The 14,596-nt window shown below is 27.6% G+C and carries 13 protein-coding genes; 12 read left to right on the forward strand and 1 reads right to left on the reverse strand.

Annotated features, from left to right (window positions below; translation table 11 throughout):
• The 12 genes from rbfA (at position 1) to rny (ending at position 13,540) form a co-directional block, all read left to right on the forward strand.
• Positions 1 to 378, forward strand: a complete 378-nt coding sequence (gene rbfA, locus ABGF48_RS05090; protein WP_408105258.1) for a 30S ribosome-binding factor RbfA — start codon at positions 1 to 3, stop codon at positions 376 to 378.
• Complete coding sequence (locus tag ABGF48_RS05095) at positions 362 to 1,333, forward strand: DHH family phosphoesterase (protein WP_408105259.1); 972 nt, start codon at positions 362 to 364, stop codon at positions 1,331 to 1,333. Before rbfA ends, ABGF48_RS05095 begins: the two co-directional genes overlap by 17 nt.
• Positions 1,308 to 2,198, forward strand: coding sequence for a tRNA pseudouridine(55) synthase TruB (gene truB, locus ABGF48_RS05100; RefSeq protein WP_408105260.1), 891 nt, complete (start codon positions 1,308 to 1,310; stop codon positions 2,196 to 2,198). Before ABGF48_RS05095 ends, truB begins: the two co-directional genes overlap by 26 nt.
• Entirely contained in the window at positions 2,189 to 3,127 is a 939-nt protein-coding gene (locus ABGF48_RS05105; protein ID WP_408105261.1) for a bifunctional riboflavin kinase/FAD synthetase, read from the forward strand. The genes truB and ABGF48_RS05105 overlap by 10 nt, the downstream gene beginning before the upstream one ends.
• Positions 3,128 to 3,250: 123 nt before the next feature.
• Positions 3,251 to 4,759: a DUF1538 domain-containing protein gene (locus ABGF48_RS05110; protein WP_408105262.1), complete on the forward strand. Its 1,509-nt coding sequence runs from the start codon at positions 3,251 to 3,253 to the stop codon at positions 4,757 to 4,759.
• Positions 4,749 to 5,411: a P-II family nitrogen regulator gene (locus ABGF48_RS05115; RefSeq protein ID WP_408105263.1), complete on the forward strand. Its 663-nt coding sequence runs from the start codon at positions 4,749 to 4,751 to the stop codon at positions 5,409 to 5,411. The genes ABGF48_RS05110 and ABGF48_RS05115 overlap by 11 nt, the downstream gene beginning before the upstream one ends.
• Positions 5,412 to 5,517: 106 nt before the next feature.
• A complete protein-coding gene (rpsO, locus tag ABGF48_RS05120) occupies positions 5,518 to 5,784 on the forward strand; it encodes a 30S ribosomal protein S15 (protein ID WP_408105264.1) in 267 nt (88 codons plus the stop codon).
• 136 nt (positions 5,785 to 5,920) lie between these two features.
• A complete protein-coding gene (gene pnp, locus ABGF48_RS05125) occupies positions 5,921 to 8,005 on the forward strand; it encodes a polyribonucleotide nucleotidyltransferase (protein WP_408105265.1) in 2,085 nt (694 codons plus the stop codon).
• Between the two features lie 123 nt (positions 8,006 to 8,128).
• Positions 8,129 to 10,384 (forward strand): DNA translocase FtsK 4TM domain-containing protein, encoded by a 2,256-nt coding sequence (locus ABGF48_RS05130; RefSeq protein WP_408105266.1) that lies wholly within the window; start codon positions 8,129 to 8,131, stop codon positions 10,382 to 10,384.
• On the forward strand, positions 10,368 to 10,907 hold the full coding sequence (gene pgsA, locus ABGF48_RS05135; RefSeq protein WP_408105285.1) for a CDP-diacylglycerol--glycerol-3-phosphate 3-phosphatidyltransferase: 540 nt from the start codon (positions 10,368 to 10,370) through the stop codon (positions 10,905 to 10,907). Before ABGF48_RS05130 ends, pgsA begins: the two co-directional genes overlap by 17 nt.
• A 25-nt stretch (positions 10,908 to 10,932) precedes the next feature.
• Positions 10,933 to 11,982, forward strand: coding sequence for a recombinase RecA (recA, locus tag ABGF48_RS05140; protein WP_408105267.1), 1,050 nt, complete (start codon positions 10,933 to 10,935; stop codon positions 11,980 to 11,982).
• Between the two features lie 16 nt (positions 11,983 to 11,998).
• Entirely contained in the window at positions 11,999 to 13,540 is a 1,542-nt protein-coding gene (gene rny / locus ABGF48_RS05145) for a ribonuclease Y (RefSeq protein WP_408105268.1), read from the forward strand.
• Between the two features lie 634 nt (positions 13,541 to 14,174).
• Here the strand turns inward: rny and ABGF48_RS05150 are convergent.
• Positions 14,175 to 14,402 carry a hypothetical protein gene (locus ABGF48_RS05150; protein ID WP_408105269.1) on the reverse strand — a complete coding sequence of 76 codons (228 nt, stop codon included), beginning with the start codon at positions 14,400 to 14,402 and terminating at the stop codon, positions 14,175 to 14,177.
• Positions 14,403 to 14,596: the final 194 nt, after the last annotated feature.

Consider the following 14,596-nt stretch of genomic DNA (forward strand, 5'->3'; position numbering starts at 1 on the left):
ATGGATAAGAAAAGAATCAAAAGAATCGAATCAGAATTAAAAAAAGAGATATCTGTGATGATTAGTAATGATATTAAAGATCCTAGAATTGCACCAATAACATCTATTACAGATATAGAATTAACTGATGATTTACAATCTGCAAAAATCTTTATTTCAGTCTTAGGTAGTGATGAAGAGAAAAATGATACAATTGATGGATTACAAAATTCAATTGGATATATTAAACGAGAATTAGGCAAAAGAATGAATTTGAGACATATTCCTCAATTAAAAATTGTATTGGATGATAATATTGAAGAAGCAATGAGGATTGAAAAATTAATAAGTGAAGTAATTAAAAAAGATACAGAGGCACAAAATGAACGTGAAGAATAATTTTTTTAAGCTTGTTCAACAATCTCATAATATCTTGATTTCAGGGCATATCAATCCAGATGGTGACTCTATTGGTTCATCATTTGGATTAGCTCTTGCATTACAAAATTTAGGTAAAAATGTAAAAATAGTTAAAAATGATGATTTTCCAACTAATCTAGAGTTTATATACAGAGATGATTTATATTATAATGATGAATTTAATGATTCTATCGACTTATTTATAGCTATAGATAGTGGAGATATTGAAAGAATAGGTGAAAGTATAAAATATTTTGAATTAGCTAAAAATACTGCAAATATCGATCATCATATAACTAATACACATTTTGCAGATGTAAATATTGTTTTAGAAGCAAGCTCGGCTTGTGAAATTGTAACAGAATTATGTATTGATTATGATGTTATAATGCCTGAAGATGCTGCAACATATTTATATTTAGGTATTTTAACAGATACATTTAGATTTGTATACGAATCATCTACATCTACAACTTTAAGGGCTGCTGCAGCTCTTTTAGATATAAATGCCAATAAAAAATTAATACATGATAATTTATATGATAAATTAGATACAAATTTATTATTATTCCAGGCTGATGTAATAAAAAATGCAACTAGAATTGGTGATAAAATTATAGTTGCAATGATTACAAAGGATTTAGTAAAAAAATATAATTTGGATTTTGATAAAACTTCAGGAATTGTATCATTACTAAGAACTATAGATGGTATTGAGGTTTCTGCAATAGTACAAGAAGATGAAATAAATAAGCAAAAAATTAGCTTTAGATCTCAAGAATTTATTGATGTTTCTAAAATCGCCGTTGAATTTGGAGGAGGAGGACATATTAGAGCCTCTGGAGCAAATCACGAAGGAACACTAGATGAAGTATTTGATAAAGTTGTAAAAAGATTGGAGAAACTTTATGAAGATGGGGATCTTAGTCGTTAATAAAGCTAAGGGAATGACATCTCATGATGTTGTTGCTATTTTAAGAAAAAAGCTAAATACAAAAAGAATAGGGCATACTGGTACATTAGATCCAATGGCTACAGGTGTCCTACCTATTTGCATTGGAAATGCAACAAGAGTAAGCGATTATATAATGCAACAAGGGAAATCATACATTGCAACATTAAAATTTGGAGAAGCTACAACTACGTATGATTCTGAAGGAGAAATAACAAATTTATCTGAAAATGTAACATTTGAAGCAAATACAATAGTTAATGTTTTAAGTAGTTTTAAGGGGAAAATTGAACAGTCTCCACCTATATATTCTGCAATAAAAGTTAATGGTAAGAAATTATATGAATATGCTAGAGAAGGAAAAGACGTAGAAATAAAAAAGAGAAATGTAGAAATATATGATATAAAACTTCTTGAATTATCTGGTAAATATGCGAAGATAAAGGTTGCATGTTCTAAAGGAACTTATATAAGATCATTAATTAATGATATTGGATTGAGATTAAATACTTATGCGCATATGACTGATTTAATCAGAAATAGAGTTGGGAAGTTTGAAATTAAAGACTCCATTGATATATCTAAAATTAATGAGATTAATATAGATAAAATATTGGATAGTATCATTCCTACTGAAAAAAGTTTATATAATTTAGATAAAATAAATATTTTAGAGGATATAAAATTTAGATTAATCAATGGACAACGAATAAATTTAAATACTGTAAAATATAATGGTAATTTCAATCAAAATGAAGATATAGTTATAATTATAAATGACGAATTTATTGGAATTGGAAAAGTTGAAAAAAATGTATTAAAAATGGAGAAGGTATTATGTCAATAATTATTGATTTAGACAATAATAAAAATAATATATTTCAAGAATCAGTTATCGGTCTTGGAAATTTTGACGGATTACATTTAGGACATAGAGATATCATAAGTAAAGTTATAGAAATTTCTAAAAATAAAAATGTAAAATCTTCTGTTCTAATTTTTAAACAACATACTAATGAGATTTTTCCATCTTTTCCTAAATATTATATTACATCATTAAATGACAAAATTAAAATTTTAGAAAATTTAGGAATCGATATTATTTATTTAGTAAATTTTACATTAGAATTTGCAAAATTAGACAGTGAAGAATTTATTTTTGGTTTTATAAAAAATAAGCTTAATGTTAATACATTAGTTTGTGGTCCGGATTATACATTTGGAAAAAAAGATATTGCAAATACCAATTTATTATTAAAATATAAAAATGAAGGAAGAATTGGTGTAGAGATAGTTGATTATGTAATGGAAAATTGTGAGAAAATATCATCAACTTTAATTAGAGAATACATAAATAATGGTGAAGTTGAAAGAGTTAAACATTTAATTACAACAAATTATAAAATCTCTGGCACTGTTATTCATGGATTTAAGATTGGTTCTGCAGAGTTAGGGTATCCAACGGCAAATATATCTCTAGACTTTAATTATATTATTCCTAAAGAAGGAGTGTATTTAACATATGCCTATCATAATGGGAAAAAATATGTTTCATTAACCTCAATAGGAACAAATCCAACTGTAACAGATAATCAAGATATAAAAATCGAAGTATATATACTGGATTTTAACAAAAGAATTTATGGCGATAAATTAGAAATCGAATTTATTTTAAGGATGAGAGATCAAATTAAATTTAATACAAAAGAAGAATTAATAAAATGTATGGATAATGATTACAAATACGCATTAAAATTTAAAAATGAAATTAAATAATATGTTTACATATATTTAACAATTCTAGATATTTACATATAGCTTATTTGCGTTAGATTATATTTAAATGTTTTTATTTGCTATAATGAAAGCTAATATATAAAGATATAAAGGAGGTATATATTGAATTTATTATTTCAAAAATTGAAAGAAATATCTATGACGGTACTACCAATTGCTTTTATAGTTGTAATAGTTAATTTTACTTTAATTCCTCTTGGCGATATAATAATGAAAAGATTTCTAATAGGAACACTTCTAATAATAATTGGACTAACATTATTTTTAATTGGAGTTGAGATTGGAGTTACACCATTTGGATCGAAAATTGGTTCTACTGTTGCCAGAAAAAACAATATATATTTTGTTGTTTTAGTTGGATTAGTTTTAGGTTTTTTCATATCAATAGCTGAACCTGGATTGCTTGTACTAGGTTCACAAGTGGAATCTGTAACTTCTGGAGCTATTTCTGCTACAACATTATTTATTGTAGTATCAATTGGACTAGCTTTTATGATTTCAGTAGGATTTATTAGGGTCTTCTTTAATTTATCACTTAGAAATATACTTATCGTAATATATTCGATTATATTTTGCTTGGCACTATTTACATCAGAAGAATTTTTGGGAATATCATTTGATGCTTCAGGCGCAACTACCGGTGTTTTAGCTGTGCCATTTATACTTTCTTTATCAACAGGTGTCTCAAAATCAAAGAAAGACAGCATAGCTGGTGAAGCTGACTCATTTGGATTGATTGCACTAGCTTCATCAGGAGCAATAATAGGAGTATTATTACTAGATTTATTTACAAAAAGTAATATTGTATCGGATAGTTTAACAATTGAAAAACTTAAATCGGAATCTGTTTTAGGTCCATTTATTTATATATTTCCAAGTCAATTATCTGAAACTGTAAAATCTTTATCTCCACTTTTATTAATATATATTGTAATGCAAATATTTGTTTTTAAACTTAATAAAAGAGAAAATAGAAAAATATTGACAGGTTTTGGTTTTGCATTTATTGGTCTATTAGTATTTTTGACTTCTGTTAATGGTGTTTTTATAGAGGTTGGAGGATTAATAGGTGAAGGATTAGCTAGTTTAGATAAAAGTATTTGGCTGATTATAATATCGTTTATTATAGGAGTAGTTACTATTTTAGCAGAACCTGCTGTATATGTATTAACAAGACAAATTGAAGATGTTACAAGTGGTTATGTAAAGAAATCAGCTTTATCTATTTCTTTAGCTTTAGGTGTAGGACTAGCGATTTCTTTGTCTTCACTAAGAATAATAATACCTGAGTTGAAATTATGGCATATTTTACTTCCTGGATATATACTATGCTTTATATTATCATTTTATACTCCGCAACTATTTGTTGGAATTGCATTTGATGCCGGTGGAGTTGCAACAGGTCCAATCACGGCGACGTTTATCCTTGGATTTATTCAAGGAGCAGCAAATATAACTACAACTGCCAATTTATTGATAGATGGATTTGGTATGATCGCATTAGTTGCGATGACACCTATAATTGCTTTGCAAATATTAGGAATAATATTTAAGATGAAGTTAAATACAAATAAAAGACAAGATATAAAGGAGATTTCTAATGCAAGCTAAAAGTTATGAAATTATGTATGTAATCATAAATAAAGGAAAAGCATCTAAAGTATTAAGTTTGGCTAAGCAACATGGAGCTAAAGGTGGAACAATATATCTTTGTCATGGAACTGTAAAAAATAAGGTATTAAATTTTTTATCAATTTTTGATGAGGATAAGGAAATGGTAATTACAGTTTTAGAGAAAGAAGAATCTAAAAAAGTAATGCCAGCCCTGATTGAAAAATTTAAATTTGATAAACCAAATACTGGAATTGTATTTACAACATCAGTAAGTCAAATTCAAGGGGCATATGTTAAATACAATAAACTTAATGAAGGAGTTGATAAACCTATGTATAAGTTAATTACAACAATTATTGATAAAGGAAAAGCTGAAGATGTTGTAGATTCAGCAAATAAAGCAGGTGCAATAGGAGCAACAATATTAAATGCAAGAGGTTCTGGTACAAAAGAAACATTAAAAATATTTAATATGGAAATTGAGCCAGAAAAAGAAGTTGTTATGATGATTGTAAATTCAGAAAAATCACTAGAAATTGTAGAAACTATAAATAAAGATATGCATATAGATGAGCCTGGAAACGGGATAGTTTTTGTGCAAGATATATCTCAGGCTTATGGAATGTATGAAGATAATAATTTAAAATAGTTTACATAATAATATTTATATGATATACTATTGAAGTACTTTGGCTTGGTTTATGGTAACTCCGTTCTAAACTCGGTCATAGTGAATAAAACGTAGAGGAGGAAATATGATTTCGAATGAAAAAAAATTAGAAATTATTAAGGAATTTGGAAGAAAAGAAGGAGACACTGGTTCTCCAGAAGTTCAAGTAGCTATTTTTTCACACAGAATTAAAGAGCTTACAGAACATTTAAAAAATAATCCTAAAGACCATGCTTCAAGAAGAGGGTTATTTATGTTAATTGGTCAAAGAAAAGGATTATTAAACTATTTAGAAAAGAAAGATATAGAAAGATATCGTTCTTTAATTGAAAAATTACAAATCAGAAGATAATTTTTTAACTGCTTTACTACGGTAAAGTAGTTTTTTTTATATTTATTCCCATTTTTTCTTATTTTATGATATTATATATCTGTACAAAAAAAAGAAGTATAAAATATGATAGCAGGTGCTATCAATAGGAGAGAAAATGGTAAAAAATTATAAGTATAGTTCAAATTATAATTCATTTGAAATAGAAACAGGTAAAATGGCTAAACAAGCCGGAGGAGCTGTAACTATAAAAGCTGGAGATTCTATGGTTTTAGTTACAGTAGTAGGATCAGACACACCTAGAGAAGGAGTTGATTTCTTCCCACTTTCATGTGAATTTCAAGAAAAAATGTATGCTGTAGGTAGAATTCCTGGAGGATACATTAAAAGAGAAGGGAAACCATCTGACGAATCAACATTAAAAGCACGTATGATGGATAGACCTTTAAGACCTTTATTCCCTGAAGGATATAAAAATGATGTTCAAATTATTGCAACAGTATTATCTGCTGATGAAAATCACGATGTAGGTATTTTAGCAATGGTAGGTTCATCTGTTGCATTAGGAATTTCTAATATTCCATTTAACGGTCCAACAGGATCAGTTTCTGTAGGATATGTTGACGGAGAATATGTAATAAATCCAACTCAAGCTCAAAGAGAAATTTCTGATTTAGATTTAACTGTTGCAGGTACAAAAGATGCTATTATGATGGTTGAAGCTGGAGCAAATGAATTAACAGAAGATGAAATGCTTGAAGCAATTTTATTTGGACATGAAGAAATTAAGAGAATATGTGATTTTATTCAAACTATTGTAGATGAGATTGGTAAAGAAAAACAAGTCTTTGAGTTTAAGGATGTAGATCAAGAATTAAAAAATGAAATAGAATCAGAATTTTATGACAAAATCAAATCTGCACTACAAGGCATAGACAAGCAAACTAGACAAGAAGAATTAGATGTTGTAAAAGAAGAAATAATAGAAACATATGTTACAGAAGAGTTTGAAGATATTGAAGCAAGACAAAAAGAAGTTGTTGCAATATTTGATAAATTAGAAAAAGAAATAGTAAGAAGATTGATTTCCGTAGATAAAATTAGACCTGATGGAAGACAAATGCATGAAATTAGACCTTTATCTGCTGAAGTAGCTCTTGTGCCAAAGGTACATGGATCAGGATTATTTACAAGAGGACAAACTCAAGTATTAAACATTGCTACTTTAGGTTCACCAAGTGATGTTCAATACATTGATGGATTGACAGATGAAGAAGTTAAAAAGAGATACATTCACCACTATAATTTCCCACCATTTTCAGTAGGAGAAGCAGGAAGAATGCGTGGACCAGGAAGAAGAGAAATTGGACATGGTAGATTAGCTGAAAGAGCTTTAGAGCCAGTAATTCCTTCACAAGAAGAATTTCCATATGTTATAAGATTAGTTTCAGAAGTATTAGAATCAAATGGTTCTTCATCAATGGCTTCAGTATGTGGTTCAACATTATCATTAATGGATGCTGGTGTACCAATTAAAGCTCCTGTTGCTGGTATTGCTATGGGCTTAATTAAAGAAAATGATGATATTGCCATTTTAACTGATATTCAAGGTTTAGAAGATCATTTAGGAGATATGGACTTCAAAGTTGCTGGTACAAAAGAAGGTATCACAGCATTACAAATGGATATTAAAATTGACGGTATAAATAGAGAAATTTTAACTACAGCTTTAGCAGATGCTAAAAGTGCTAGATTGAGAATTTTAGATGTTATAACAGGTGCAATTTCAGAACCTAGAAAAGAATTATCTCCAAATGCACCAAGAATATACACAATTCAAATTAAACCTGAAAAAGTTAGAGAAGTTATTGGATCAGGCGGAAAAACAATTAATAAGATAATTGATGAAACTGGAGTAAAAATAGATATAACTGATGAAGGTCTTGTAACAGTTTCTTCACAAAATGGAGAAGGTGGAAAGAGAGCTATCGTAATGATAGAAGGAATTGTTGAAGAACCAGAAGTAGGGGATGTATATCTTGCTAAAGTTGTTAAAATAATGAACTTTGGATGTTTTGTATCATTTGGTCATAATAAAGAAGGTCTTGTACACATTAGTAAACTTTCATCAAAAAGAGTTGAAAAAGTTGAAGATGTTGTAAAAGAAGGCGATGAAATTATGGTTAAAGTTTTAGAAATAGATGATAAAGGAAGAATAAATTTAGCAAGAAAAGATATTTAATATAAATAAATTTAAGCCAGATGTTCAAGTAGCATTTGGTTTTTATTATGTGTATTTAAAATAATTTAATACCATATTTAGTAGATTTATGATATAATGATAATGAGTTTTTATGGAGGAAATATGGCAAATAAGAGAAAAAAAAATACTACAAATAATAAAAATTTTGCTATTAAGTCAATTACTACATTGTTTTTATTTATATTTTTAATATCAGCCATTATTCTCAAAGATAAAATGGGAATAATAGGTGAGGTATTTAGTAAAGGTCTTTTTATTCTTTTTGGTTTGACAGCTTATATTTTACCACTTTATATTGCTTTTATGTTTTTTGCATTATTAAATAAAAAATTCTATGATACAAATAAACATAAAATAGTTGTAATTTCACTATTACTTATAATAACAGGTATATTTTTATCAACATTTTATAGTAATGGATTAAATTATTCATCATATATTGAAAACTCATATAGTCAAGCATTGAATTATACTGGAGTTGGTATTATGTTTACCACTTTATATTTTTTATTTAATGCTTTAATTGCCGACATCGGCATATATATATTTACTATACTAATATATTTTGCATCATATTTTTATTTATTTGATAAATCAATGTCTGAATTTTTTAAAAATTCATTTTATAAATTTATGACTTTATTTTCCAATACTCCTAAACCTATTAAAAAAAATAAAGATGTTAAGGAAAAAAGATTTATATTTGATAAAAAAGATGATACTAAAAATGAAATTTATAACAATACAAATTCAGATAAATTAGAACCTCGTATTGAACCTAAAATTTCATATCACAAGCAAAATGCAGAAAATAAATCAGTAAATAAAGAATCTGATGAAGAAAATGGTTACGATCAATTGGGAATTGTATACGATGATAATTATCAATATACTAAACCTCCAATGGATTTATTAAATAACCAATCGGAGTCTAAAACTGATGATGAGACAAGATTACTAGGTAATGCTGATATAATCGTTGATACATTAGAAAGTTTTGGTATTTCTTCTGAAGTTGTAAATATTAACAATGGACCTACTGTAACTTCATATGAGGTTAAGCCCCAATCAGGTATAAAAGTAAGTAAAATAGTTAATTTATCAAATAATTTAGCTATGGCCTTAGCATCACCTGGTATAAGAATAGAAGCTCCAATTCCGGGAAAACCATATGTAGGTATAGAAGTTCCAAACCAAAATAAAGATATTGTTACATTTAAATCTTTAATTTCTACTGATGAATTTCAAAAAGAAGATGATGATATTACAGTTGCAGTCGGTAAAGACTTATTTGGTAAACCATTATATGCAAAAATTAATGAAATGCCACATTTACTTATTGCTGGAGCTACTGGATCAGGAAAATCTGTTCTTATGAATGTTATCATTATGAGTATTATATATAAATATTCTCCAAATGAGGTAGAATTTATTATGATTGACCCTAAAATGGTTGAACTTAAAATTTATTCTGGAATACCTCATCTAAAGGGTAGAAAAGTAGTTACTAAAGCTCAAGAAGCTACAGCTTCTTTATATGAAGCTGTAAAAGAGATGACTACACGTTTTGAAAAATTTTCAAAAAATGGATGTAGAGATATTAAGTCATATAATAAGAAAGTTGAAGAAGATAATGAAGATGGAAGTTTAGAAAAAATGCCATATCTTGTTGTTATTATTGATGAGTTATCTGATTTAATGATGGAAGCATCCAAAGATGTTGAAAATTATATTACAAGACTGGCTCAAATGGGTAGAGCTAGTGGTGTTCATTTATTAATTGCAACTCAAAGACCAAGTGTTAATGTCATTACAGGTATTATTAAAGCTAATATTCCATCTAGAATAGCATTTCAAGTTGCATCAAATATAGATTCAAGAACTATAATTGATATGTCTGGTGCTGAAAAGTTATTAGGTAAAGGTGATATGTTATATTATCCTGGAAAATTACCAAAACCAAAACGTGCACAGGGTGCATTTTTAACTGACAGTGAAGTTGAAAGAGTTGTAACATTTGTAAAAAATAAAAATGAAGAAATTAAACATGATGAAAGCTTTAATAAAGTTATTTCAGAAGCTGCAAATAAATCAAATGAATCAGTAGATGATCTTGATGAATTATTTGATGAAGCTGTTAACTTTGTTATAAGTGAAAATCAAGCTTCAATTTCTGCAATTCAACGTAGATTTAGAGTTGGATATGCTAGAGCTGGCCGTATAATTGACCAAATGACTAGAAAAGGAATTGTAAGCGAACAAGATGGAAGTAAACCTAGAAATATACTTAAAACTTTAGAAGAAATTGAAATGGAAGATAATAATGAAGAAATTATTGAAGATGAATCTACCGAATAAACTAACATTGATAAGATTATTTATGGTTCCAATTTTTGTTATTGTATTCAATATTTACAAAACAAATTCTGTGTTGCCAGCTATTTTATTTGCAATTACATCATTTACAGATTTTCTAGATGGTCATATTGCAAGATCAAGAAATTTGGTTACTACATTTGGTAAATTTATGGATCCTTTAGTGGATAAAGTATTAACTCAAGCTGGATTTATGGTTTTAGCAGGGGCTGGAATAATACCTGCATGGACTGTAATTGTTATAATTTTTAGAGAATTATTGATCGATGGTTTGAGAATATTAGCTGCATCTAATAATATTACTATTGCAGCATCTATTTATGGAAAATTAAAAACTGTTAGTCAAATGATTACAATTATTATGTATTTATTGAGTGGAATACTTACATTTATACCAAGTTTAGTATTTAGCTTATTACTTTACATTTCAGTTATTTTAACTATACTTTCAGGTTTAGATTACTTAATTAAAAATATTAAGGTATTAGATTTAGAAAATATTTAGGAGGTTAGTTATTACTGAAAATACAATGGATAAAGAAAAAAGAAAAGCCTTAGATCGTGCTTTATCCCAAATTGAAAAATCATACGGTAAAGGTTCAATAATGGTTCTTGGTGAAGCACCAAAATCAGTTGATATTGAAGCAATTCCTACTGGTGCGATGAATTTAGATATTGCGTTAGGAATTGGTGGTCTGCCAAGAGGTAGAGTTGTAGAAATTTATGGACCAGAATCATCTGGTAAAACAACATTAGCATTACACTGTATTGCTGAAGCTCAAAAAATGGGTGGAATCGGTGCTTTTATAGATGCAGAACATGCTCTAGATGTACATTATGCAAAAAATTTAGGTGTTGATACTGATAATTTAGTTTTATCACAACCTGATACTGGTGAGCAAGCATTAGCTATTACTGAATCATTAGTAAGATCTAATGCAGTAGATATTATTGTTGTTGACTCTGTTGCTGCGCTTGTACCAAGAGCAGAAATAGAAGGAGATATGGGTGATAGCCATGTTGGTTTATTAGCAAGACTTATGAGTCAAGCTATGAGAAAATTAACAGGTATTGTTGCAAAATCAAATACAACAGTTATATTCTTAAATCAATTACGTCAAAAAATTGGTGTAATGTTTGGAAATCCTGAAACAACAACAGGTGGTATTGCTCTTAAATTCTATTCAAGTGTTAGACTTGATATAAGAAGAAAAGATCAAATTAAAAATGGTGATGAAGTTATCGGAAGTAGCACTCAAGTAAGAGTTGTCAAAAATAAAGTAGCTCCACCATTTAAGACTGCAACATTTGATATTATGTATGGAACAGGTATATCAAAAGTTGGTACAGTTTTAGACTCAGCAGTTGACTTTGAAATAGTTGATAAAGCTGGCTCATGGTATAGTTATAATGGAGATAGATTAGGACAAGGCCGTGAAAATGTTAAAGAGTATCTATTAAATAATGAAGATATTTACAAAGAAATTGAAATGAAAATTAGAGAAAAATTAAAAAAAGGAAATCAACCTTCTGAACAACCTGAAGTGTTAGAAGATGAAGAAGAAGGATTGATTAAATAGCATCTAGGAGGTTAGCATGGATTTTGTATACTATGCACTAGCCTTAATAGTGGGAGTTATTATTGGATATATAGTTGTTTCAATTATAAAACAAAATGCAGATAAGAAAAAAATTAATTCTGCAGAACAAATTTCAAGAAGAATAATTGACGATGCTAATAAAGACGCTGAATCTCTAAAGAGAGAAGCAATATTGACAGCTAAAGATGAAATTTATAAATTAAAACAAAATATTGAACAAGAAAATAAAAAACGTAAAAGTGAAATTAACAAACACGAACAAAGGTTAGTTAAAAAAGAAGAAAATTTAGATAAAAAATTAGATAAATTAGATAGAAAAAATGATTCATTAAATAATAAAATTAAAAATATTGAATCAAAAGAAGCTGAAATAGAAGAAGCATTAAACAAACAAGTAACAGAATTAGAAAGAATTTCTGGTTTAACTCAAACAGAAGCAAAAGATATTATTTTAGAACAAGTTGCTGATGAAGCAGAACATCATAAAGCATTAATTTTGAGAGAATTTGAAGCTAGAACACGTGAAGAAGAAAAGCGTTTATCTAGAGAGATTGTTGCAACAGCAATTCAAAGACAAGCATCTCAAATTGTTGCTGAATCTTCAGTTTCAGTAGTATCACTACCTAGTGATGAAATGAAAGGTAGAATTATAGGACGTGAAGGAAGAAACATACGTTCGTTTGAAAGTTTAACAGGAGTTGATTTAATTATAGATGATACCCCTGAAGCGATAGTTTTATCTTGTTATGATCCAAGAAGACGTGAAATTGCTAAACTTACATTAGAATACTTAATGGTAGATGGAAGAATCCATCCAGCAAGAATTGAAGAAATGTATCAAAAAGCTCTTGAAGATATCGAACAAAGAACTAAAGAATATGGTGAAGAAGCTTGTGAAAAAGCAAGAGTTCATGGTTTACATCCAGACTTAGTAAAAGTTTTAGGTAAATTAAATTATAGAACATCATACGGACAAAACGTTTTATGGCATTCAGTTGAAGTAGCAAATATAGCTGGTATTATGGCTAAAGAATTAGGTATAAATGATAGAATTGCTAGACGTGGTGGTTTATTACACGATATTGGTAAAGCATTAGATCACGAAATCGAAGGAACACATGTTGAAATTGGTGTAAATTTATTAAGAAGATACAAGATTAAAGAAGAAATTGTACACTGTGTTGAAGCTCATCACTTTGATGTACCATTTAATTCATTAGAAGCTATGATAGTTCAAGCAGCTGATGCAATCTCAGCATCAAGACCAGGTGCTAGACGTGAAGCTTTAGAGGCATATCTACAAAGATTGACAAATCTTGAAGCAATTGCAACATCATATGACGGAATTAAAAAAGCTTATGCTATTCAAGCTGGTCGTGAAATTAGAATCATGGTTGAACCTGAAAAAATTTCTGATGACCAACTAACAATTCTTTCAAATGAAATTGCATTACAAATTGAAAATGAATTAGAATACCCAGGAAAAATTAAAGTTCATACAATTAGAGAAACAAGATCTGTTGCATATGCAAAATAAAATAATTTATATTAAAATAGTTATTAACTATAAAATAAAAAAGACAATCAATTAATTTTGGTTGTCTTTTTAATATTATAATAAAAATCAAAAATATAAGTAAAATTAATGAAAATTTAAAGGTGTAATTGTATGTCTAAATATAAAAACATCGCTTAGAATCGATTTTACGGCTTCAAATTTTAGAGGAAATTAGCAAATTATTATATAAAGCAAAATACATCATGAAATAGTAATAAAAACAAAATATTATATTATTAAATTAAATTTGGAATCCTGAAATTAAATTTCTGAAATATTAATTTAATAAGAATAAAATTCTTAGATTAATTTAAAAGGAAATTCTTGTAAATGAGATATATTGATTTAAATTAAGAAGAATAAAATTTTTAGATGGAGAAGCATTTATAAATAAATTAAAGGATATAAGTAAATAAACTAATTAATAAATTTAATATATCGGATATTGAATTATAATAATATTACTGAATTTTACATTATTTGGAGTTTATATATAAACGCAGCACTCCTATTTCGTTTATACTATTTTGTCACAAAATTAGTATTTTGTGACAAAGTATATTCTAAGAAAAAATATTTAATATTAAATTATATTAAATATTTATATCCCCTGTCAAATATTTTCAATATGTTTTTTAATCAATGATACTACATTATTTGAGTTTTTATTCTCATTCATGTATATAGAAATTAACTCTACAATATCTTCATCTTTTGCATAGTGTCTAACAAAAGAACGTGCAGTTGTTCTATTCTTTAAATACCTGGAATGTTCAAGGTTCTTTTTATGCCACTTTTTGTGTGCAATTGTGTTTGGTGATAATTCTTTTTTTTCAGACATATTATATAATCTCCTTCTATTCTAATTGACATTTTCAAATTTTAATGATATCTTTAAGAAGGATTATATAAATATTAAAAGAATTTACCCGTTACCAGTATCATAACATAAAAATATGTTTTTATATACTTAATTTTAATAATTTTATATAAATCATTGAAAATATTAAAAATTTGTAAAAAAGTATGATTTAG

The sequence above is a fragment of the Helcococcus bovis genome (assembly GCF_046035835.1).
GTDB lineage: Bacteria > Bacillota > Clostridia > Tissierellales > Peptoniphilaceae > Helcococcus > Helcococcus bovis.

What these genes read in the sequence shown, in the direction of transcription:
- rbfA (WP_408105258.1), top strand. Translation starts at nt 1, where the DNA reads ATGGATAAGAAAAGAATCAAAAGAATCGAATCAGAATTAAAAAAAGAG.
- ABGF48_RS05115 (WP_408105263.1), top strand. Translation starts at nt 4,749, where the DNA reads ATGCAAGCTAAAAGTTATGAAATTATGTATGTAATCATAAATAAAGGA.
- recA (WP_408105267.1), top strand. Translation starts at nt 10,933, where the DNA reads ATGGATAAAGAAAAAAGAAAAGCCTTAGATCGTGCTTTATCCCAAATT.
- truB (WP_408105260.1), top strand. Translation starts at nt 1,308, where the DNA reads ATGAAGATGGGGATCTTAGTCGTTAATAAAGCTAAGGGAATGACATCT.
- rpsO (WP_408105264.1), top strand. Translation starts at nt 5,518, where the DNA reads ATGATTTCGAATGAAAAAAAATTAGAAATTATTAAGGAATTTGGAAGA.
- ABGF48_RS05130 (WP_408105266.1), top strand. Translation starts at nt 8,129, where the DNA reads ATGGCAAATAAGAGAAAAAAAAATACTACAAATAATAAAAATTTTGCT.
- rny (WP_408105268.1), top strand. Translation starts at nt 11,999, where the DNA reads ATGGATTTTGTATACTATGCACTAGCCTTAATAGTGGGAGTTATTATT.
- pnp (WP_408105265.1), top strand. Translation starts at nt 5,921, where the DNA reads ATGGTAAAAAATTATAAGTATAGTTCAAATTATAATTCATTTGAAATA.
- pgsA (WP_408105285.1), top strand. Translation starts at nt 10,368, where the DNA reads ATGAATCTACCGAATAAACTAACATTGATAAGATTATTTATGGTTCCA.
- ABGF48_RS05095 (WP_408105259.1), top strand. Translation starts at nt 362, where the DNA reads ATGAACGTGAAGAATAATTTTTTTAAGCTTGTTCAACAATCTCATAAT.
- ABGF48_RS05105 (WP_408105261.1), top strand. Translation starts at nt 2,189, where the DNA reads ATGTCAATAATTATTGATTTAGACAATAATAAAAATAATATATTTCAA.
- ABGF48_RS05150 (WP_408105269.1), bottom strand. Translation starts at nt 14,402, where the DNA reads ATGTCTGAAAAAAAAGAATTATCACCAAACACAATTGCACACAAAAAG.